Raw genomic sequence first — 19,636 nt, 5'->3', positions numbered from 1 at the left:
GGAGCCCACAGATATCCCTGATTTGAGCGTAAATGTTGTCACTGAGCCTTGGAGGCGATGAGTTCAATGAGCTGTCGGGCTAGGTCGGTCTTTAATGCGGGAGCCAGTCGGCTCTGACCATCCGCATCTATCACAGTGACAGCGTTGTGATCGCTGTTAAATCCCGAATCCGATTGGCTCACATCGTTGGCAATGATCATATCGAGGTTTTTCCGCTGCAGCTTGCTCTGGGCGTGGGCGAGAACCTGTTCTGTCTCTGCGGCGAACCCGATAGTGAAAGGCCGTAGCTCAGTACGCGTGGCTATGGCTGCAACAATATCGGGATTTTTGATGAGGGCAATTGCATCATCATCTTGCCCGTCTTTCTTTTTGATTTTCTGCTCAGCGACTTGGGCCGGCCGGAAATCAGCAACGGCTGCTGCACTGATAAAGATATCGCAGTGATCGGCGGCACTTTTGGCGGCCTCATACATATCCTGGGCGCTGATAACATCGATACGATTGACCTTTGGCGGCGTATCCAAATTTACGGGGCCGGCAATCAACGTCACTTCGGCACCGGCACTCTGCGCCGCCGCAGCCAGGGCGAAGCCCATTTTTCCAGAGCTGTGGTTGCTGAGGAATCTCACTGGGTCAATGGCTTCCCTGGTAGGGCCGGCAGTGATTACTACTTTGCGGCCCTGCAGTGAGTGGCTTGTGTGAAAAAGGGATTCAGTGTGTTCCGCCAGGTTTTCTGGTTCCAGCATACGGCCGGGGCCCACGTCGCCACAGGCCTGGCTACCCGCGCCTGGGCCCCAGAATATGACTCCGCGCTCCTTTAGGGTCTGAGCATTGGCTGAGGTAGCTGCGTGGCGCCACATGGCTTGGTTCATGGCTGGTGCCAGGGCCAGGGGGGCTTCGCTGGCCAAACAAAGGGTGGTTAAGAGGTCATCAGCCATACCGGCAGCCAACTTTGCCATTACCTGGGCACTGGCTGGAGCAATCAGGATAAGATCAGCCCATTTCGCCAGTTCGATATGACCCATAGCGGCTTCTGCCGAGGGATCCAACAAGTCTGTATGCACCGGGTTAGCGGATAGCGCCTGAAAGGTCAGTGGCTGTACAAACTCCTGTGCTCCGGCGCTCATTACCACTCGGACATCGGCACCGCGCTCTTTGAGCCGGCGAACCAGGTCGGCACTCTTATAGGCGGCAATTCCACCGCTGATACCTAAAAGTATGCGTTTGTCGGCCAGAGAGGACATAAATGCTGTTTCCGATTTGGTGCGAGCCGGTAAGATTAGCATTTCTGTGTCGTTTCTTATAAGACTGCAGTAGTGCTACAAAGGTGCAGCGTGGAAGAGGTGTTCAGTAGATGTGCGATAGATAAGACACTGACTAACTGGGCTACAAATGAAAATAAAGGACTGGCCGGCAGGTGAGAGGCCTCGGGAAAAGCTGTTGGAGAGAGGGGCTGAAGCCCTGTCGGATGCAGAGTTGTTGGCAATTTTTCTGCGCGTGGGGCTACCCGGCCTCTCAGCAGTGGATCTGGCCAGGAGACTTCTCAATGATTTTGGTGGCTTGCGCCCTCTATTAGAGGCCGAGCGAGATGACTTTTGCCGCGCGCGAGGGCTCGGCGACGCCAAGTTTGCACAGTTGCAAGCGGCGCTGGAAATGGCCAAGCGGCACTTGGCGGAGACGATACAGCACGGCAGCGCACTGTGCAGTCCCGGGGCGGTCAGGGATTACCTGGCAATCCAGCTCAGGCACCGGCGCAGGGAAGTGTTCTGCTGCCTCTACCTGGATAATCAACACCGGGTGATCGCTTTTGAGGAGCTGTTCGAGGGGACTCTGAATGCAGCGAATGTCTACCCGCGCGAAGTAGTACAGCAAGCGCTGTTGAAGGGAGCTGCGGCGGTTATTTTGGCGCACAACCACCCGTCTGGTGTCAGTGAGCCCAGCCAGGCAGATATCTGGATTACCGAGCGTTTGACCCAGGCACTAGAGCTGGTGGATATCAAGGTTCTGGACCATTTGATCGTCGGTGAGGGCAAGGCGCTATCCTTTGCAGAGCAGGGATTGATGTAAAGGTGTCGTTCCCGGCGTTGAAATGTTGTACAAAACTTGCTCCCTACGGGCTCTTTTGGTATAAAACGCCGCTCTTTGCGGCCGGGCCAGATTCTGCACAGGTTCCGCCGCCATCCAGGAACCGGATTAGAATCCCGATTTTTATGTTCCCGCACTACCTTTTCCTCTTCAGGATTGGCGCCATGCGGGCACAAGCGTTTTGAAGAGGCCAACAGATGTCCAAGGTATGTCAGGTAACCGGTAAGCGTCCGGTCACCGGAAACAATGTATCCCACGCTAAGAACCGCACCAAGCGTCGCTTTGTGCCGAACCTGCACAGCCACCGTTTCTGGGTTGAATCCGAGAAGCGTTTTGTGAAGCTGCGTGTTTCCGCGAAAGGCATGCGCGTTATCGATAAGAAAGGTATCGACGCTGTGCTGACTGAGCTGCGCGCCCGCGGCGAAAAAGTGTAACGGCTGTAGCCCAGCTAATAGATTGGAGATAGAGCAATGCGTGAGAAGATTCGTCTGAATTCCAGCGCCGGTACTGGCCATTTCTACACCACTACCAAAAACAAGCGCAACATGCCTGAGAAAATGGAGATCAAAAAGTACGATCCCGTTGTACGCAAGCATGTAATGTACAAGGAAGGCAAAATTAAATAATTGCCTACCGCTACTGTACAAAAAGCCCGGTTCTAACCGGGCTTTTTTGTGCGTATTGGAAATTGAGCAGCCAGTTTACACCGGGTAACTCCAGAAGATGCCAGAGCTCCCAGAAGTAGAAACCACTCTCAGAGGCCTGCAACCTCACCTGGAGGGGCATAAAATTCGCTCCGCAAAAGTGCGCCAGCACCAGTTGCGCTGGCCCGTGGAAGCAGACTTTGAGCGACGTGTCCGCAATGCCCGGATACTGAAGCTGGAGCGCCGCGCCAAGTACCTGCTGGTGCACACCGATAAAGGCTGCGCTATCTGGCACCTGGGGATGTCTGGCAGCCTGCGAATGGTCGAGGCTGCACAGGCACCGGAAAAGCATGATCATATCGACTGGCGCCTGGATAGTGGTCTCACACTGCGTTACCGCGACCCGCGCCGTTTTGGTGCCCTACTGTGGACAGTGGCGGACCCACTGGCCCACGACTTACTCAGCCATTTGGGCCCAGAGCCTCTCTCGGAAGAATTTAGTGGTGACTATCTGTTCGAGACTTCGCGCAAGCGTAAGCAGTCTGTCAAAACCTTCGTCATGGATGGCCGTATCGTTGTGGGGGTGGGTAATATTTACGCCAGTGAATCTCTTTTCCTGGCGGGCATTCGCCCAGATCGACAGGCCGGTTCTATTTCCAAAGCCCGATACCAGCGCTTGGCTGAGTCCATAAAGCAGGTTCTCAGTCAGGCAATCGCCCAAGGTGGGACTACCTTGCGGGACTTTATTGGCGGCGATGGAAAACCTGGCTATTTCGCCCAACAACTAAATGTTTATGGCCGTGCGGGTGAGTCCTGTCCCTCTTGCGGCCGAGCAGTCAAAGATATGGTTTTGGGCCAGAGAAATACCTTTTTCTGCTCTAGCTGCCAACGTTAAATCGCATCCTTCTGGCAGCTTTAGGCAATACTAATATCATCGTATTGCCGATAAGGAGCTGCTTAGTGGTCATGATATTGCCTTTTCTTACGGTCACCCTGTCGATTTGGGCCGTTTGGAATGGTCGTCGCCGCTCTGCAATGGGCTGGTGGTTGTTGACCTTGCTGATCTTCATTATGTGGTGTGGATATCATATGACGCGAGCACTGTCGCTGTCTTTCTAGGGACCGTGCCCATGATGGTGTTTATGGTCAGAAGGCTGGATAGCTTGGCGCTGTTAGCGGTAAGCATAATCCTATGGATTGCCTTGATCATGGAGTTGGTATCTCACCAACACCCCTGCCCTCTCTGTCTCTTACAACGTGTTGCCTTTGCCATGATTGGCATGGGATTGATGTTGAACCTGCGCTTTAGTATTCGTGCAGAGCATTACGGCGTTGTTATTCTTTCGTGTCTGGCCGGTCTGGCCGGTCTGGCTGCTGCTGTCAGGCAGGTATTGCTGCATATCACCCCTGGCGATCCAGGGTTTGGCAGCCCAGTATTTGGCTTACATTTATACACTTGGTCTGCGCTGATTTTCTTTGTCTTACTGATCTACTGTGGCGTTGCATTAATGTTTGGCTTTAAGCGGCGAAGTTTTGCCACGAGAGAGTTTACTTTGATTGAAAAGTGCATTGCCATCTCGTTCTTCACTGTCGTGTTGGCCAATTTAGTCGCGGTTCTCCTCGAGTGCGGTCTGGGTCCCTGCACCAGTGGGTCATTTGGGTATCACTGGTTGTGGTCTCGAGGTTAGGCACACAAATGTGTCCGAGCTTTCTACACTTTTCCTGATAAGACCCGAGTCCCGGGGAATTGCGGAAAACTGTGAGGAGTCCCTATGCGCCTGGCCTGCCTGCTCATTTCACTATTGTTAATTGCTTGTGAACGAGCTGAATCCCCCTCGCCGGCCACCAGTGTTGAAACCGCCCAGCACGTTTTAAGGAATGCGTATATCTATACCGTCGACCCGGCCCGCAGTGTTGCCTCGGCAATGGCTATCCGCGATGGGCGCATTGTTTATGTGGGTACAGATCGGGGGGCAGAAGCCCTTGTAGGAGAGGGAACAAAGGTCACTGATCTCAGTGGAAAAATGGTATTGCCCGGTTTTATTCAGCAAATACCTGATGTTGGTATCAGTGACAGTTTGGATTTATCCACATATAAAACTGTAGAGGGGTATGAGAATAGCGTTCGTAAATTTATTCAGGCCAACCCCGAGAAGCAGCTTGTCGTTGGCAGCGGCTGGCGTCATGTCATTTTTGCACCACACAGACCACATAAAGCAATATTGGATCAAATAAATGATTTGATCCCCATTATTCTTTTCTCAGAAGATGGCGCCAGTGTATGGACTAACTCTGAAGGTATTGCCGCAGCTGGGATTGATATGGAGTCTAATTTTTCTGAGGGCGGTAGAATCGAAAAAGATGAAGATGGTCTTCCCATCGGTATTTTTCATGGTCGTGAAGCGGTGGAGGTTTTTTCCCGTCTGATACCCGTAAATAATGAGGGTGAAAAACCAACTCGAAGTTTTTCAGAGATTAAGAATATTGCGGCCCAGAGAGGCGTAACTACTTTTTTTCAGGCTGTAATGCCGCTCAATGATTTAAATAAATATCTCAGCGCCTTCGATCGCCCACTATCGTCAGAGAAATTGAGTTTGCGTATCCGAGCATCCTTTGAAATAGCGATGGATGTCACTGGTAAGAAACTTAGAGAATTGCAGAAGGTTGCAGAAAAATATTCCGGTGATGATTTCAAAATCAATTCGGTCAGCTTGAAAGTTGACAAGGTAGGTTTAGGTGATCAACGTGATTCAGGCCTATCGAGTGAACTTATTTCCAAGATAATTACTCGTGCTAATTCACATAATTTCCAGTTTTACCTGGATGCTAAGAGTAATAAAGAGTTGGCAGCTCTACAAAAGCTCATACAGATATCCCTGGATGGTGGCAGGGAGTTGGGATTGCGTAACACCCTGCTTAATATCAGTTCGGATAATGCTGGGAGTGTATTGTCAGCTGATAATGAAAAACCGATTTTATTGCTGTCAGTAGCAGCGCACTCAAAAGTTTCTCCAGATGATAAAAGTTACTTAACTGAAAGTCGAAAATCTAATACAGAGCCTCGTCATATAGCTGTGGTTATGGACTCGGGATATGTTGCCGGGCGAGAGGTGTCACCAATCCAGAACATCCATGCTGGAGTCAGTAACCAGATATCATTGGAGACAATGATTGAAATGTTCACTTTTACCGGTGCTGTTACGAATCACCTGGAGCAGGATACTGGTAGTTTGGAGGTGGGAAAGTGGGCGGACTTTATTGTTTTGGACAAAAACCTGTTTTTAATTCCGCAGCGAGATATTGGTAGTGTCCGGGTGATACAGACTTATTACAAAGGTCAGAAAGTCTATGACCGCAGGCGCTAAGGAGAGGAAGAAACCGAGGGGAAGTGCGCCCCTCGGTTGATCAATGTTAACGCCCTTGGGCGCTGCCCTCGCGGCGGGGGTCGGCTCCCCCGTACAGCTTGTTATTTTGCAAAGCAATGGCATGGATACCACTGTTGAGGCCCCTTTCGATAACCTCGTGCCCACGGGCTTCGAGTTTCTCGATAGTATCGGGGCTGAAAAAGCCGGGCTCCAATTCGACCCTCTTACCGATTGCACCGATATTTCCCGCAGAAATCGCTTCGGCAATCGGCATATTCAAGCCCAGGTGGTAGAGAATGGTGCGCGCGGTGTAGTCAATAATTCGTGAGCCGCCGGGGGAACCCACCAGAAGGCGCATGCTGCCATCTTTGTTGAAAACGATGGTGGGGGACATGGAAGAGCGTGGTCTCTTGCGCGCTTGAATGCGATTGGCCACTCGCTCCCCACTACTGTTTTTTGGAGTGAAGGAAAAATCGGTGAGCTGGTTGTTGAGCAGGAAGCCCTTCACCATCAGGCGCGACCCGAAGCCGGTTTCAATACTGGTCGTCATACTGACACCATTACCGTAGCGGTCGACAATCACTAAATGACTGGTGTTGGGCAACTCTGGCGACTGGGCCATCACCCTCTTCACCCCGAGTTCGACTGGGGTACCCGGAGTCGCAGCTGTGGCGGAGTCCGGGTCGATTAACTGCGCGCGGCGAGCCAAATAATCCCTGGACACCAGTGATTTACTGGGTACTTGGACAAAGTCGGAATCACCGGAGTAGGTGTTGCGATCGGCAAATGCCAGTTCCGAAGCTTCGATAAATAAGTGGGTGAGCAGATCACTGCCAGGCTCGAAGCGCTCCAGTGGGAATTGTTGCAGCATGCCCAGAATGCCGCCTACTGTGGTACCTCCGGACGACGGGGCATCGGCACCGCACACACGATATTCGAGAAACTCCGAACACAGGGGCTGGCGCTCCTTGGCCCGGTAGCTAACCATATCTTCGAGGCTCAGGAGCCCTGGGTTGGCACTGTCATAGCGCACAGCTTTGACGATAGCCTTGGCAATGTCGCCGTGATAGAAGGCATCCGCACCGCCCTGGGCAATGGCCTCCAGAGTTTCCGCGTAAGCCAGGTTCTTCAAGTTGTGACCCACCGGCAGGGGCTTGCCATCACTGTTGAAGAAGTAGCTGGCAATTTCCGGTCGAGCAGCCACCTTCGGCATGCGCAGTAACAGCTGGTGAAGGCGCGGTGATATCTGAAAGCCGGATTTGGCCAGGTGTATGGCCGGCTGAAATAACTGCTCCCAGGGTAGCTTGCCATCGCGCTCGTGAGCCATTTCCAGCATTCGCACAACACCGGGAACGCCGACCGAGTAGCCGCCGATTACAGACTCAAAAAATGAACGCGGCTTGTTGTCGCGGATAAAGTAATTTTCGTCTACCTGAGAGGGGGCTGTCTCGCGCCCGTCGTAGTACTTGAGCTTCTTTGCCGCAGCGTCATAGCTGAGCATAAATGCCCCGCCACCAATCCCGGAGGATTGTGGTTCTACCAATCCCAATACCATCTGAGCGGCAATGGCGGCGTCCACAGCGCTGCCGCCCCGGGCGAGAATCTGCTCGGCAGCCCGGCTGGCGTGGGGGTTGGCAGTGACTGCCATATAGAAGTTGGCCGTTGAGGACTTAACGGCAGTGCGACCGGTATCAAACTCCGGTTGTGGTTCATCGGCAAAAGCGAAAGCGGGACTCAGAACCAGTGCAAAGGCGGCGAGAAAGTTGCGCACGTAACACTCCGCGGATTGTGGATAAATCCGCTCGAGTGTATCAGAAATAGCCAGATTCAGGCTTAACGAAATTTCTCTTCCAGCGCGCTTTGTACAGCAGCCGGAACAAACTTGGTGACATCGCCGCCCAGGGAGGCAATTTCACGTACTAAAGAGGATGAAATGTAGGACAAATGTTCCGCCGGTGTCAGAAACAGGCTTTCCATATTGGGCGCTAACTGGCGGTTCATATTGGCCAGCTGGAACTCATATTCAAAGTCGGACACCGCGCGCAGACCGCGCAGTACGCCATAAGCATCTACCTGGCGCACCAGGTCGGCGAGCAGGATATCAAACCCAATGACTTCGACATTGGGCAGGTGACCGAGAACTTTTTGTGAAAGTTCTACCCGCTCCTCTAAGGTGAACAGGGGGTTTTTGCGATTGCTGGCAGCCACAGCCACGATAACGTGGTCAAACAAGCGGCATGCGCGCTCCACCAAGTCCAAGTGACCATTGGTGATGGGATCGAAGGTTCCGGGATAGACGACTTTTTTCATACGCCAAGGCTTAAATGCGGGCCGAATGGGATGCGAATGGTAAACAATTTACGGCTAAGGTCAAAACCGAATCTTTTTATTCTTCCCTAACCTGCCGGGCCAGCGCGACGAAACAAGCGCATACACACCTGTCCCGCACGTTTTTCTTTTTCCTGATCCCAGCCAGGTATTGATGCAACCACTGTGTCTCGCGGTGTTTCCACATAGATTAATGCATCCTGCGAAAGATGGCCGGACAGGGCGCCTAGAGTTGCCTGCCAAAGATTGTCGGCAAAAGGGGGATCGATAAATACGAGGTCGTATTTACTTCCATTACTTCCGAGGAACTCTTCTGCACTACAGTTATGGACTTTGGCTTCCCGGGCGTTTAACTGTTTTAACTGTTCCGCCAGGGTTCGCGCAGCGCGAGTATTCAGCTCGACAAAATCTACCGAGCCGGCGCCTCGGGATAGCGCCTCCAGACCCAGGGCTCCTGAACCGGCAAAGAGGTCCAGGCAGCGGGCGTCGGGCAGGTAGAACTGTAGCCAGTTAAACAGAACCTCCCGCAGTCGGTCGCCGGTAGGTCTCAAGCCCTCCACTGGGGCAAACTGTAATTTTCGCCCGCGCCACTGTCCGCCGATAATGCGTAATTGTGAAAGGTTTTGCGGGCTTTGCTTTCGGGATGAACTTCTGGCCAAGGTAACTCTCTACTGGGGGCTTAGCGATGCTAAGATTAGCGTCTTTCTGCAAGCGGTACATCCGGACATACGAATGATTTTTGACTTCCTGCGCAAAAAGAAGAAGCGCAAGCCCGAACAAAGTGAGCCCCAGCAATCCCAGGCGGAGGTCACTGCTGCGTCTGAAGAGGAATCATCGGCGCAGAGCCCAGAGCCTTCAGCGCTAGAGAAAGAGCCTTCAGCTCTAGATAAAGAGCCCTCAGCGCTGGACAAAACGCCCTCAGACATGGAGGAAAAGTCGCCTGCCCAGGGAGAAACTTCCGCTCTGGAGGAGGCAAAGGCCCCTATCGATGAACCCACTACCCCAGCTTCTGTCCCCCAAGAGGAAAGTGCCGGCTGGGCGCAGCATACTGATGCGACGGGCGAGCCGGAGGCCGTTGTCGAAGCCCCCCAGGTGGTTGCAGCAGCAGAGCCTGTAATAAAAGAAGAGGCCGAGAAGCCAGACCCGATTCAGCCCGAGCCAGCTCCAAAACCCAGAGCCAAAGAGCAGCCGAAACCGGAAGCCAAAAAGAAAGAGGGCTTCTTTGCGCGTATTCGTCGCGGCCTCAGCCGCACCAGCAACCAGTTTGTCGAGGGGATGGGAAATCTGTTCCTCGGGGCCAAGGAAATCGATGAAGATCTGCTGGAAGAACTTGAAACACAGCTGTTAATGGCAGATGTGGGAGTTGAGGCCACCAGCGAGATCGTCGAGCGCCTGACAGAACGGGTATCCCGTCGGGAACTGGCCGATGGCGATGCACTTTACAAGGCATTGCAGCAGGAGCTGGCAGACTTACTCGATAGTGTTGATGCTCCCCTGGAAATCGATATCAGCAAAAAGCCTTACGTCATCCTGGTAGTGGGCGTAAACGGTGTGGGTAAAACCACAACAATCGGCAAGCTGGCCCACCGCTTTCTCGGTGAAGGCAAGTCGGTGATGTTGGCTGCCGGTGATACATTCCGTGCCGCAGCAGTTGAGCAGCTGCAGGTTTGGGGGCAGCGCCACGATGTACCGGTTGTAGCGCAGCATACCGGTGCCGATAGTGCGTCAGTTATTTTCGATGCGGTTCAGTCTGCCCAGGCGCGCGGCGTCGATGTGGTAATTGCCGATACCGCCGGGCGCCTGCACACCAAATCCAACTTGATGGAGGAGTTGTCCAAGGTGCGCCGGGTGATGGGCAAATTGGACCCCAGTGCGCCCCACGAGGTGCTGTTGGTACTGGATGCTGGCACTGGTCAAAATGCGATTAACCAGGCCTCTCAGTTCCGTGAGGCGGCCGGCGTTACTGGCTTGGTGCTGACCAAATTGGATGGTACTGCCAAAGGCGGCGTTATCTTTGCCCTGGCTCGTCGTTTCGGCATCCCGGTGCGTTTTATCGGTGTGGGTGAGCAGGCGGAAGATCTACAGCCATTCCGCGCTCGTGAGTTCGTATCCGCCCTGTTTGGCCGCGATAAGGCCTGATAATTCGCCTAGGAAATAACAAGAACAACAGAAGCCGTGATCACTTTCGATAATGTGAACAAGCGTTACGCATCGGGGCAGGATGCCCTGGTGCGAGTCAGCCTGGAAATCCCCCGTGGCGATATGGTGTTTCTCACCGGTCACTCCGGTGCGGGTAAAAGTACTTTACTGAGACTCCTGACCGCGATTGAGCGCCCTACTAAGGGCAGTATTCTTGTCGCCGGACAGAATCTCAACCGCCTGCGCAATGGCCAGATCCCCTACTACCGCCGCAATCTGGGTATTGTCTTCCAGAATCACCAGCTGCTATTTGACCGCAGCGTTTTTGACAATATTGCCCTGCCCTTGTCTGTTGCTGGTTGCAATAAGCGCGAGGTGGGGCGTCGGGTTCGCGCAGCCCTGGATAAGGTCGGCTTGCTGCACAAGGAAAAGCAAAATCCCATTATGTTGTCTGGTGGTGAGCAGCAGCGGGTTGGGATTGCCCGCGCAGTCGTTAACAAGCCCGCGATATTGGTTGCCGATGAGCCCACCGGCAACCTGGACCCAACACTCTCGCAGGAAATCATGCAGTTATTCGCCGACTTTAACGCAGTGGGAGTTACGGTGCTGGTGGCGAGCCACGACTTGGAACTGATTGCACGGATGCGCCGACGGGTATTGACCCTACAGGCTGGCCAACTGATATACGACGGAGTTCCGAGCCGTGAAGTACACCCAAGCTAAAGCGCAACGGCAGGCCAACCCTGCCGCAGACAAACGTGTGCGCAGCACCGGCGCTGTTGTTGCACAAACAGGGTTGGGCGATCGATGGAATAGCTGGTTGGGGCATCACCGTGAGATGGCCGCCGACTCTGTCAGTCGATTTTTTAGCGCACCCATGGCCAGTGCAATGACGGCGCTGGTGATTGCTATTGCCCTGGCCCTGCCGGCGGCATTGCAATTGGGCCTGTTGAATTTCCAGCGCGCGGTGGCTGGTTGGGATGGGCAGCCACAAATTTCTGTTTTTCTACACAAAGATGCGAGACAGGCTGCGGTTAATTCCCTGGCCGACAAATTGCGCAGTGACCCCGCTATCGCGGAAGTAACTTATGTCTCCCCGGAAGATGCCCTGGCAGAGTTTGAACAGGCCTCGGGGCTTGGGGATGTATTGGTTGGCCTGGATGCCAACCCCCTGCCGGCAGTGCTGTTGCTGCGGCCAAGGGATGCGAAGGACGGCGATAAACTACAGGCTTTGGTGGAGAATCTGAGAGCCCAGGCACTGACGGATTCAGTGGTCTTGGATCTTGCCTGGGTCCAGCGCCTCGCCCAGATCACCGAACTGGGACAGCGTCTCTCCGCAGGTCTAGCCCTGTTATTGGCGCTGGGAGTGGTATTGGTGGTGATCAATACCATACGACTGCATATCGAAAGTCGCCGGGAGGAGATCCTGGTAGTAAAGCTCGTTGGCGGCACTAATGCGTTTGTGCGACGGCCGTTCCTTTACAGTGGCATTTGTTATGGGCTATTTGGCGGGTTGTTGGCGTGGCTGTTGCTTACAGGTGGTGTGGCTATGTTGTCTGGGCCAGTTGAGAGTCTGTCATCAAGTTATGGCAGCAGCTTCGAACTGAGAGGGCCGGGCGCCAGTTACTTCTTTCAATTAACTTTGGGGGCCTCCTCGCTGGGCCTATTAGGGGCTTGGCTTGCGGTAGCGCGACACACTCGCAAGATAGAACCCCGCTGACCAGCGAGTCTGATCAAGAAGGGTAAAGTGTTCTGGCAAAGGGAACCTGAGGCGTAAAAAGCCCCTCTAATTCCGCGAAATACAACAGAATACGGTAGTTGTTGGCGGGCTTTCTTATCTGCCCGTGCAAGTGCTACACTGAGTCCAGCTTGTCGTCGGATACAGTATCCGACGGCAGCGGCCGGTAAGATCGGCCGACTAATAATGACAGGAGAGACCTGAATGGGAACCAGCCTACAGCCAGTGCATACGCTGTCTCCGGGCGCCAACCTGGGAGCTTATATCCAGACCGTCAGTGGTTTTGACGTACTGACCGCTGAACAGGAAAAGCACCTGGCAGAAGACCTCTATTACCGCGAAAATCTCGATGCTGCACGCCAGCTGGTCATGTCACACCTGCGCTTTGTAGTGCATATCGCCAAATCTTATTCCGGCTACGGGCTCAATGAAGCCGACCTGATTCAGGAAGGTAATGTCGGTTTGATGAAGGCCGTCAAACGCTTCAATCCCGAAAAGGGAGTGCGCCTGGTATCCTTTGCGGTACATTGGATTAAAGCTGAAATCCACGAATTTATTCTGCGTAACTGGCGTATTGTCAAAATTGCCACCACCAAGGCGCAGCGCAAATTATTCTTCAACCTGCGCGGTCAGAAGAAAAAACTCGCTTGGTTGACCAATGCAGAAGCTAAGGCCGTCGCCAAAGACCTGAATGTGGATGTCACCCAGGTCCATGAAATGGAAGGCCGCCTGGCTGCACACGATGCGGCTTTTGATGCGGGTGTCGATGACGATGACGATACCGCCTGGCAGGCACCGGCTCACTATCTGGAAGACCGCAGTTTTGATCCGGCCGCCCAGCTTGAGCGGGATAACTGGCAGGAAACCAACTTGACCAGCCTCGCCAGTGCCATGGCACAACTGGATGATCGCAGCCGCGATATTATTCAGGCCCGCTGGCTCAGTGAGGAGAAATCCACATTGCATGAGTTGGCTGATAAGTATGGTGTTTCCGCTGAGCGAATTCGCCAGCTGGAAAAAAATGCCATGAAGAAAGTGCGTGCTGCTATGGAAGCCTAAATCGGCGTTCTGGTACACGGGTAGAAAACCGCGCAGTAGCGCGGTTTTTTTTGTCCCGCCTGTTACAGGCATACCTGTCACCACTGGGTAAAACAAAAAGGGAAGGTAATGGCCAAACTCTATCTGCTGCTGTGCGCACTCTTTGGCGCTAGTGGTGTGGCTCTGGGGGCGTTTGGGGCTCACGGCCTGCGCGGTAAAGTGGCAGAGAATCTGCTAGAGGCCTATAAAACCGGAGTCCAGTACCAGATGATTCATGCCCTGGCGCTGTTTGGTGTGGTGCTGCTAATGCAAAACTGGGGAAACCGTTTATCGCTGACCCTGAGCGGTGCTCTTTTTACTTTCGGTATTATCTTCTTCTCCGGCAGTCTCTATGCCCTGGCACTGGGAGGCCCCCGATGGCTAGGTCCAATCACCCCTCTCGGCGGGCTGATGATGATAGCCGGTTGGGTAGTCCTGTTTTTTGCCGCATGTAATTTCTCTAAGTAGCCACCTTTACTGGGCTTACACTCAGATACCGAGCCCGAACAAAACATCAAGATATAATCCGTTTCGCATAAGAGGTCGCGAACAATGCAAGACGAATCTGCGGAAGATTTTCCCTACCGCACAGAATTTAAGAAGAAATCTATCCGCAGCTATGTGATTCGCGCGGGGCGAATGACAGAGGGGCAGCGCAATGCCTTTGACAATTATTGGGGGCAGTATGGGCTCTCCCTATTTGATGGACCTCTGGATCGCCAACAGGTCTTTGGCCGCGAGGCGCCACTGGCGTTAGAGATCGGTTTCGGTATGGGGGATTCCCTGCTGGCCATGGCTGAAGCCGAGCCAGATAAGGATTTTATTGGTATTGAAGTACACCCGCCGGGGGTTGGCCGGTTGATCAATAATGCAGGCAAGGCAGGTATCAAAAACCTGCGTGTTTACATGGCTGATGCGATCGATGTCCTAAACGATTGTATTGCCGATGGGAGCCTGGATCGTTTCCAGCTGTACTTCCCTGACCCTTGGCACAAGAAGAAGCACCACAAGCGCCGGATAGTGCAGCCGGAATTTGTTCGCCTGATTTGCAGCAAGTTAAAAACTGGCGGTCTTATGCATATGGCGACAGATTGGGAGAATTATGCCGAGCATATGCTGGAAGTATTGCAGGGTGAAAACCTGCTAGAAAATACCGCCAGTGAGGGTGATTATGTTGCCCGGCCAGAATGGCGCCCAGAGACCAAGTTTGAGCGTCGAGGGCAGAGACTGGGGCACGGTGTTTGGGATCTGGTATACCGCAGGTTACCTGGTGAAGCGCTGCCGCTAACTACCACTGACGTAGATGCGTCAACTGTTGAAGAGTCCAAAGGCGAATAATTCGCACTGACGATCGATGTTTGCCACCGGTGCTAACATGGCACCAGTGGCATGCAACAGCCCACCTCTATTGTTAGAAAAACTCATTCCAGTTTTTCTTGGCGGCTTCCCATCGGCGCTTGTCTTCTACAACATTCAGGTTGCGGATGGTGTTACTGTCATAGGACATCCAGTCCGACAGTTCAATATTATTTTGGGTGCCCGCAAAATAACGCATGCGAAAGCGGCGAATAAATTGGTTGGGAATAGCCATAAAGGCAACTTCATGTCCCTGGGTGACAGTGGAAACCTCTACGCATTGGTGGTTTCTTTTATCGAGCTCATAGATAAAACCGGTAGTGGCTAAGTCACCCTCATTTGTTCCATGCACAAAATAATACCTTTTTGGGCAATAAGTTTTGTTGTGCCAGGCAAAGCGCGCAACAATATTTGCATTGGTAGTGGTTGAGATGACTTGGTTAGATGCTCCGGTACCCAGGTGCGGATCAAAGCGGCCATTTTGATTCATCCAGGGAAAGAATCCCCCGGCTTGCCACAGCTTCTGTGGTGGGCGGGTATCGCCACGGTATAACAGCGTTGTCACTGTGTGCAGATTAAAACCACTGCGGCTAAATCGGTAATTAAATAGTGAGAAAGGGACGTCCAAATGGGCTTCGATGTTGGATATTGCTCTCCTCTCAGAGCTGAAAGCTTCACTGGCTTGTCGATACCAGCAGTAAGCTCCACCGAGTAAAGCTAAAACGGCATCTTTACGGCGTGTTATTCCATCGCTATCGAGTAGCTTGGTGGGTGTGGAGGGATCAAATCCAGTAAGCCAGGTATATAGGGTTTCCACTAGTACTTTGGCGACACGGGTAATCCTTCCGTAATCATTTGTTTGAATTTGTACTGCCTGGCTCACTAATTGGTCGATCCGGGTTAGTCCATCACTACTGCGCTTGTGATACCACTTACTGTTGCTATTGGAATTATTTTGGAAGTCCTGTGCGTACTCACGGATACTTTTGGGGACATAGCAGGTGGTTTGTATGTTTTGTGGGTGAACCAAGTTCCTAACATAGTTATCGATATTGGGTGCCAGCAAGGGTTAACTCTCCTGTCTTTATTACTGTTTTTCGCCACTAGCCGTCTATGCTTCTAGTGGTGCTGTGATTATCGAATTTTATTTCCAATAAGAACCGGATTCAGGAAGCATCGCGAAAACAAAACCGAATTATTTTTATTAATAGATATTGATGTTAATAATAATTTGGGGGGTTGATCAAGGAAGGAATCTTGGTGTTTCTAATGAGAAGGCGTGACCCTCTGCTTTCATTTCTCTATAGCCTGCCGTTTATCTTACTCTTTACAGTTTCTGAAGTCCGTGCTGATTTTGTTGGAACTTTAAACCTCTATGTTAATGGGGGTAAGCATTGGTTTGATGGTGACCGCCTACAAGGCACGCCATTTCGCGGTTTTGAAATGCGAGATACCTCAGGTGTCGGTGCCGGTTTTGGCTTTAACATGACAAATCATTGGGCGATGGAAGGGGTTGTCGACTATTTCGTCGTGAGTGTTGCGGATACGCCCGAGAAAGTAGATGTGTATAACTACCGCATAGATCTCCTATATCAATTTGGAGGGCAGTTCTGCGGTAATTTTTGTTGGCAGCCCTATGTCGCGTTTGGCCTGGGTGAAATGCGTATTAATTACGACCGGCGTTACCGTAAAAAACACTGGCATCCAGATGACCCAAAGTATGTCTATGATCCGGATCATCCCTACGACCCATACTATCCCTATCCTTGGGATTGTCGTAAGAAATTCTATGTCCCTGAGGATCGGCCAGACGGCCACCATTATCCCTACCCGCCTTACCATTGTGACTGGCATGACCGGCAAAATATGGTGAATGTGGGAATGGGAATTAAATATCACCTGGGGCCCCGTTGGCAGGCCCGCGCAGATATACGTCTTTTCCAGGGGGTCGAAGAAGGTGGTGTCGATGGTTTTGCCAGCTTGGCGGTCGGCTATCAATGGCTTGAATATCCGGATTTTTGGTATGACGAAGATGCCGATGGTGTTATTGATGCCACTGATCAATGTCCGCAGACCCCAGTGGGAATCGATGTGCAATTAGATGGCTGCCCGCTGGATACAGATTTTGATGGTGTACCCAGCTATATCGATCAATGCCCAAATACACCGATTGGTATTGCAGTGGATGAATACGGTTGTATTCGTTAAGGGCAACTAAAATCGATTTCTTCAGCGGGCGGCAGAAAAGTTCTGAAGCCCGCTGAAGATATTGTTTAAAATGATTTTCTATAAAATTACTCGCTGCGAATTTCTTCGAGCTTCTCAGAAATTTCCAGCCATTCCATTTCCAGTTCTTCCATTAATTCCTGCTGCTCCGACTGCTCTTTATTAAGTCGAGCTATTTCCTCCTGCTGGCCACCGCTATATAGCGCTTCATCGGCAAGTTTTTCCTGTACTGCGACCAATGCCTTTTCTGCCGAAGCCATCTGTCGCTCAATATTCTTGAGTTTGTTGGTCAGGGGTTTCAGTTGTTCGCGTAGAGCGGCGGCGGCGCGCCTTTGGGCCTTCTTATCCTCAGGGGCTTTTTCCTCTGTGCTTGTAACAGTGGAGGCGCTCTCTTCTTTGCGTTTCTTTTCCCGGTTAAAGCCGAGCAGCCACTGTTTGTAGTCATCAAGGTCACCGCTATAGGGTTCGGCGCGGCCATTGGCCACCAGAATAAATTCGTCGGCAGTATTGGCCAGTAGATGACGATCGTGGGAAACCAATATGACGGCACCGGGAAACTCCGCCAGCGCCAGGGTCAGGGCGTGGCGCATTTCCAAATCAAGGTGGTTTGTCGGTTCATCGAGAAGCAACAGGTTAGGTTTTTGCCAGGCCAGTAGTGCCAGGGCTAAACGGGCTTTTTCACCGCCGGAAAAGCCCCCTACCGTTTCGAAAACCCGATCGCCGATAAAACCGTAGCCGCCGAGAAAATCCCGCAGCGATTGCTCCGAGGCATCGGGGCTCAGCCTTTGCAGGTGCAGCAACGGGGAACCGTTGCTATCCAGTGCTTCCAGCTGATGCTGGGCGAAGTAGCCGATGGCCAAGTGTTCGCCACATTGGCGCTCGCCTCTGAGGGGGGCGAGTGTGCCAGCCAGGGTTTTGATTAGAGAGGACTTGCCCGCACCATTGGGGCCGAGCAGGCCGATACGGCGTCCCGGTTGAATGCCCAGCTGAACGTTCTTCACCACTATTTTTTCGGCATAGCCAATATCCGCCTCGCGCAGGTCGATTAACGGATTAGAGGTTTTCTCTGAGGATGGCAAAGTAAAATGAAAAGGGGAATCCACATGGGCTGGGGCAATCAGAGCCATCCGGTCCAGGGCTTTCAGGCGGCTTTGTGCCTGCTTGGCCTTGCTCGCTTTGGCGCGAAAGCGCCGCACAAAGTCTTCCATATGTGCGCGTTCGGCTTGCTGTTTTTCAAACTGTATTTGCTGCTGGGCCAGGCGCTCAGCGCGAGCGCGCTCGAAGGCACTGTAATTGCCGCTGTACAAGACCAGTTTTTGCTGTTCAAAACTGACAATGCCGTCGACCACTGCATCGAGAAAGTCGCGGTCGTGGGAAATAATCAGCAGGGTACCGGGGAAGCGTTGCAGCCACTGTTCCAGCCAAAGGGTGGCATCCAGATCCAAGTGGTTGGTGGGCTCGTCCAATAGCATAAGATCTGCGGGGCACATCAGGGCACGGCCCAAATTGAGGCGAATACGCCAGCCACCTGAGAAGCTGCGAACGGGGCGCTGTTGCTCTTCGTGGGAAAAGCCGAGCCCGTCGAGAAGTTGCGCGGCGCGCGCCGGGCCACTATAGCCATCAATACTGGCCATGCGCTCGTGCAGTTCTGCCAGTTTGTGACCGTCGGTATCGCCGCTCGCTTCGGCCTCTGCCAGTTGCTTTTGCAATAGCCGCAACTCGCTATCGCCGTCTAAAACGTAATCCAGTGCTGACTGCTCACTAGCTTCTACCTCTTGAGCCATATGGGAGATACGCCAGGTGCTGGGGAGGTCTACCCGCCCTGCATCGGTTTCCAGTTGTCCAAGCAGCAGTTTGAACAGAGTTGACTTGCCACAGCCGTTGGCACCGATAATTCCGACTTTGTGGCCGGGGAAGATTCTGCAATCTGCGCTGTCAAGCAAGTCGCGCTCACCTCGGTGCAGAGAAACCCCTTGTAAATTGATCACTGGAAAAACCTCATATGAATAGGCCGATGAATGCTAGGCTATTGAACAGACCCGGACTCCACAGAGACTGGGGCACTATGCCGATCAGCAAAGGGTCGGGATTTTAACGTGACAAATACTTCACCTCCATCTTCCCCCAAGGAAAACCCCCTCTGGCAGTTCAGCTTGGACTTTTATGCCTACCAGGATGTTGAGAAGTTCCTACTCGACTGCCAAGACAGAAATGGCGCTGACGTGTGTCTTCTGCTGTGGGCGAGCTATACAGCCGTTTGTGGCAAGGAAATCAGTGAAGAGGGATGGAGAGTCGCAGATCGAGGCGTTGCGCCGCGCAGGCGAATGATTCGCAGTGTGCGACACCTGCGTCGTTGGTTGGGGAGTTTGCGCCCCCATACCCAGCGGGCCTACGCACTGTGTAAACGCTATGAATTGAAGCTGGAGCAGTTGCAGTTGGCTGCGCTGTGGAAAATTTATGCTGAAGACTGGCCGGGGGATCGTTCTGCACTGGAGCTAGCATCCCAGCAATATGGTTTGCAGCAAAAAGATCAGGCTCGCTGGGCGGGCCTGATCGAAAGCTACTTGGCTCACAGGGGGGCAGCGGGTTAAGCCATTGTGACACCCCTCTGGGCACCGTACTTTTCTGGGGTCGCCGGTAATACAGTCGTGAAAAGTACAGTGCTCAATTAAGCAGCA

General features: G+C 52.8%; 21 protein-coding genes. 15 read left to right on the top strand and 6 right to left on the bottom strand.

Translation table 11 applies throughout. The features are described 5' to 3' along the window. Positions 1-38: 38 nt before the first annotated feature. Positions 39-1,244: a bifunctional phosphopantothenoylcysteine decarboxylase/phosphopantothenate--cysteine ligase CoaBC gene (coaBC, locus tag ACJJI4_RS20255; RefSeq protein WP_413665903.1), complete on the bottom strand. Its 1,206-nt coding sequence runs from the start codon at positions 1,242-1,244 to the stop codon at positions 39-41. A 148-nt stretch (positions 1,245-1,392) separates the two neighbouring features. Here coaBC and radC point away from each other — a divergent pair, with 148 nt between their 5' ends. The 7 genes from radC to ACJJI4_RS20220 all read left to right on the top strand — a co-directional run bounded on the left by radC (position 1,393) and on the right by ACJJI4_RS20220 (position 6,094). Next, positions 1,393-2,067 carry a RadC family protein gene (radC, locus tag ACJJI4_RS20250; RefSeq protein WP_413663818.1) on the top strand — a complete coding sequence of 225 codons (675 nt, stop codon included), beginning with the start codon at positions 1,393-1,395 and terminating at the stop codon, positions 2,065-2,067. 215 nt (positions 2,068-2,282) lie between these two features. Beyond that, a complete protein-coding gene (gene rpmB, locus ACJJI4_RS20245; protein ID WP_020413982.1) occupies positions 2,283-2,519 on the top strand; it encodes a 50S ribosomal protein L28 in 237 nt (78 codons plus the stop codon). Positions 2,520-2,555: 36 nt separating this feature from the next. Then, a complete protein-coding gene (gene rpmG / locus ACJJI4_RS20240) occupies positions 2,556-2,711 on the top strand; it encodes a 50S ribosomal protein L33 (protein WP_020413983.1) in 156 nt (51 codons plus the stop codon). A gap of 97 nt (positions 2,712-2,808) precedes the next feature. Further along, complete coding sequence (gene mutM, locus ACJJI4_RS20235) at positions 2,809-3,624, top strand: bifunctional DNA-formamidopyrimidine glycosylase/DNA-(apurinic or apyrimidinic site) lyase (protein ID WP_444911810.1); 816 nt, start codon at positions 2,809-2,811, stop codon at positions 3,622-3,624. A gap of 71 nt (positions 3,625-3,695) precedes the next feature. Further along, positions 3,696-3,848 (top strand): DUF5993 family protein, encoded by a 153-nt coding sequence (locus tag ACJJI4_RS20230; protein ID WP_282934619.1) that lies wholly within the window; start codon positions 3,696-3,698, stop codon positions 3,846-3,848. Between the two features lie 11 nt (positions 3,849-3,859). After that, complete coding sequence (locus ACJJI4_RS20225; RefSeq protein WP_444926274.1) at positions 3,860-4,417, top strand: disulfide bond formation protein B; 558 nt, start codon at positions 3,860-3,862, stop codon at positions 4,415-4,417. A gap of 84 nt (positions 4,418-4,501) precedes the next feature. Then, a complete protein-coding gene (locus tag ACJJI4_RS20220) occupies positions 4,502-6,094 on the top strand; it encodes an amidohydrolase (protein ID WP_444926273.1) in 1,593 nt (530 codons plus the stop codon). Positions 6,095-6,140: 46 nt separating this feature from the next. Here the strand turns inward: ACJJI4_RS20220 and ggt are convergent, their stop codons facing one another. The 3 genes from ggt to rsmD all read right to left on the bottom strand — a co-directional run bounded on the left by ggt (position 6,141) and on the right by rsmD (position 9,081). Next, the gene (ggt, locus tag ACJJI4_RS20215) at positions 6,141-7,865 is read right to left on the bottom strand and encodes a gamma-glutamyltransferase (protein WP_444926272.1); all 1,725 of its coding nucleotides are present in this window, start codon (positions 7,863-7,865) and stop codon (positions 6,141-6,143) included. A 62-nt stretch (positions 7,866-7,927) separates the two neighbouring features. After that, complete coding sequence (gene coaD / locus ACJJI4_RS20210) at positions 7,928-8,404, bottom strand: pantetheine-phosphate adenylyltransferase (RefSeq protein WP_282930647.1); 477 nt, start codon at positions 8,402-8,404, stop codon at positions 7,928-7,930. Positions 8,405-8,490: 86 nt separating this feature from the next. Further along, positions 8,491-9,081: a 16S rRNA (guanine(966)-N(2))-methyltransferase RsmD gene (gene rsmD / locus ACJJI4_RS20205; protein ID WP_444926271.1), complete on the bottom strand. Its 591-nt coding sequence runs from the start codon at positions 9,079-9,081 to the stop codon at positions 8,491-8,493. A 265-nt stretch (positions 9,082-9,346) separates the two neighbouring features. Between rsmD and ftsY the strand changes: the two genes are divergently transcribed. The 6 genes from ftsY to trmB all read left to right on the top strand — a co-directional run bounded on the left by ftsY (position 9,347) and on the right by trmB (position 14,714). Then, entirely contained in the window at positions 9,347-10,561 is a 1,215-nt protein-coding gene (ftsY, locus tag ACJJI4_RS20200) for a signal recognition particle-docking protein FtsY (protein ID WP_444928249.1), read from the top strand. A 36-nt stretch (positions 10,562-10,597) separates the two neighbouring features. Next, a complete protein-coding gene (gene ftsE / locus ACJJI4_RS20195) occupies positions 10,598-11,284 on the top strand; it encodes a cell division ATP-binding protein FtsE (protein WP_282930649.1) in 687 nt (228 codons plus the stop codon). Then, complete coding sequence (gene ftsX / locus ACJJI4_RS20190; RefSeq protein WP_444915170.1) at positions 11,265-12,281, top strand: permease-like cell division protein FtsX; 1,017 nt, start codon at positions 11,265-11,267, stop codon at positions 12,279-12,281. Before ftsE ends, ftsX begins: the two co-directional genes overlap by 20 nt. 222 nt (positions 12,282-12,503) lie before the next feature. Further along, positions 12,504-13,358 carry an RNA polymerase sigma factor RpoH gene (gene rpoH, locus ACJJI4_RS20185; protein WP_282930650.1) on the top strand — a complete coding sequence of 285 codons (855 nt, stop codon included), beginning with the start codon at positions 12,504-12,506 and terminating at the stop codon, positions 13,356-13,358. A gap of 108 nt (positions 13,359-13,466) precedes the next feature. Further along, on the top strand, positions 13,467-13,844 hold the full coding sequence (locus ACJJI4_RS20180; protein ID WP_444915171.1) for a DUF423 domain-containing protein: 378 nt from the start codon (positions 13,467-13,469) through the stop codon (positions 13,842-13,844). An 84-nt stretch (positions 13,845-13,928) separates the two neighbouring features. Further along, positions 13,929-14,714 (top strand): tRNA (guanosine(46)-N7)-methyltransferase TrmB, encoded by a 786-nt coding sequence (gene trmB, locus ACJJI4_RS20175; RefSeq protein WP_444915172.1) that lies wholly within the window; start codon positions 13,929-13,931, stop codon positions 14,712-14,714. Positions 14,715-14,787: 73 nt separating this feature from the next. Here the strand turns inward: trmB and ACJJI4_RS20170 are convergent, their stop codons facing one another. Continuing rightward, positions 14,788-15,798, bottom strand: coding sequence for a hypothetical protein (locus ACJJI4_RS20170; protein WP_444926270.1), 1,011 nt, complete (start codon positions 15,796-15,798; stop codon positions 14,788-14,790). Positions 15,799-16,001: 203 nt separating this feature from the next. Here ACJJI4_RS20170 and ACJJI4_RS20165 point away from each other — a divergent pair, with 203 nt between their 5' ends. Beyond that, positions 16,002-16,940: an outer membrane beta-barrel protein gene (locus tag ACJJI4_RS20165; RefSeq protein ID WP_282930654.1), complete on the top strand. Its 939-nt coding sequence runs from the start codon at positions 16,002-16,004 to the stop codon at positions 16,938-16,940. Positions 16,941-17,026: 86 nt separating this feature from the next. On the opposite strand, the gene ACJJI4_RS20160 is transcribed toward ACJJI4_RS20165, so the two are convergent. Next, the gene (locus ACJJI4_RS20160; RefSeq protein WP_444906861.1) at positions 17,027-18,946 is read right to left on the bottom strand and encodes an ABC-F family ATP-binding cassette domain-containing protein; all 1,920 of its coding nucleotides are present in this window, start codon (positions 18,944-18,946) and stop codon (positions 17,027-17,029) included. A gap of 108 nt (positions 18,947-19,054) precedes the next feature. On the opposite strand from ACJJI4_RS20160, the gene ACJJI4_RS20155 reads away from it, so the two are divergent. After that, positions 19,055-19,549 carry a TIGR02444 family protein gene (locus tag ACJJI4_RS20155; RefSeq protein ID WP_413663807.1) on the top strand — a complete coding sequence of 165 codons (495 nt, stop codon included), beginning with the start codon at positions 19,055-19,057 and terminating at the stop codon, positions 19,547-19,549. Positions 19,550-19,636 lie beyond the last annotated feature (87 nt).

Source organism: Microbulbifer maximicatervae (SeqCode), from assembly GCF_052467305.1.
The sequence above is the reverse complement of the archived record's forward strand: the minus strand, read 5'-3'. Positions and strand labels throughout refer to the sequence as shown.

Coding starts and splice junctions, on each gene's coding strand:
- ACJJI4_RS20220 (WP_444926273.1), top strand. CDS start 4,502: ATGCGCCTGGCCTGCCTGCTCATTTCACTATTGTTAATTGCTTGTGAA.
- radC (WP_413663818.1), top strand. CDS start 1,393: ATGAAAATAAAGGACTGGCCGGCAGGTGAGAGGCCTCGGGAAAAGCTG.
- ACJJI4_RS20230 (WP_282934619.1), top strand. CDS start 3,696: ATGATATTGCCTTTTCTTACGGTCACCCTGTCGATTTGGGCCGTTTGG.
- ftsY (WP_444928249.1), top strand. CDS start 9,347: ATGGAGGAAAAGTCGCCTGCCCAGGGAGAAACTTCCGCTCTGGAGGAG.
- ACJJI4_RS20225 (WP_444926274.1), top strand. CDS start 3,860: ATGATGGTGTTTATGGTCAGAAGGCTGGATAGCTTGGCGCTGTTAGCG.
- rpmB (WP_020413982.1), top strand. CDS start 2,283: ATGTCCAAGGTATGTCAGGTAACCGGTAAGCGTCCGGTCACCGGAAAC.
- trmB (WP_444915172.1), top strand. CDS start 13,929: ATGCAAGACGAATCTGCGGAAGATTTTCCCTACCGCACAGAATTTAAG.
- mutM (WP_444911810.1), top strand. CDS start 2,809: ATGCCAGAGCTCCCAGAAGTAGAAACCACTCTCAGAGGCCTGCAACCT.
- coaD (WP_282930647.1), bottom strand. CDS start 8,404: ATGAAAAAAGTCGTCTATCCCGGAACCTTCGATCCCATCACCAATGGT.
- ACJJI4_RS20180 (WP_444915171.1), top strand. CDS start 13,467: ATGGCCAAACTCTATCTGCTGCTGTGCGCACTCTTTGGCGCTAGTGGT.
- rpmG (WP_020413983.1), top strand. CDS start 2,556: ATGCGTGAGAAGATTCGTCTGAATTCCAGCGCCGGTACTGGCCATTTC.
- rpoH (WP_282930650.1), top strand. CDS start 12,504: ATGGGAACCAGCCTACAGCCAGTGCATACGCTGTCTCCGGGCGCCAAC.
- ACJJI4_RS20165 (WP_282930654.1), top strand. CDS start 16,002: ATGAGAAGGCGTGACCCTCTGCTTTCATTTCTCTATAGCCTGCCGTTT.
- coaBC (WP_413665903.1), bottom strand. CDS start 1,244: ATGTCCTCTCTGGCCGACAAACGCATACTTTTAGGTATCAGCGGTGGA.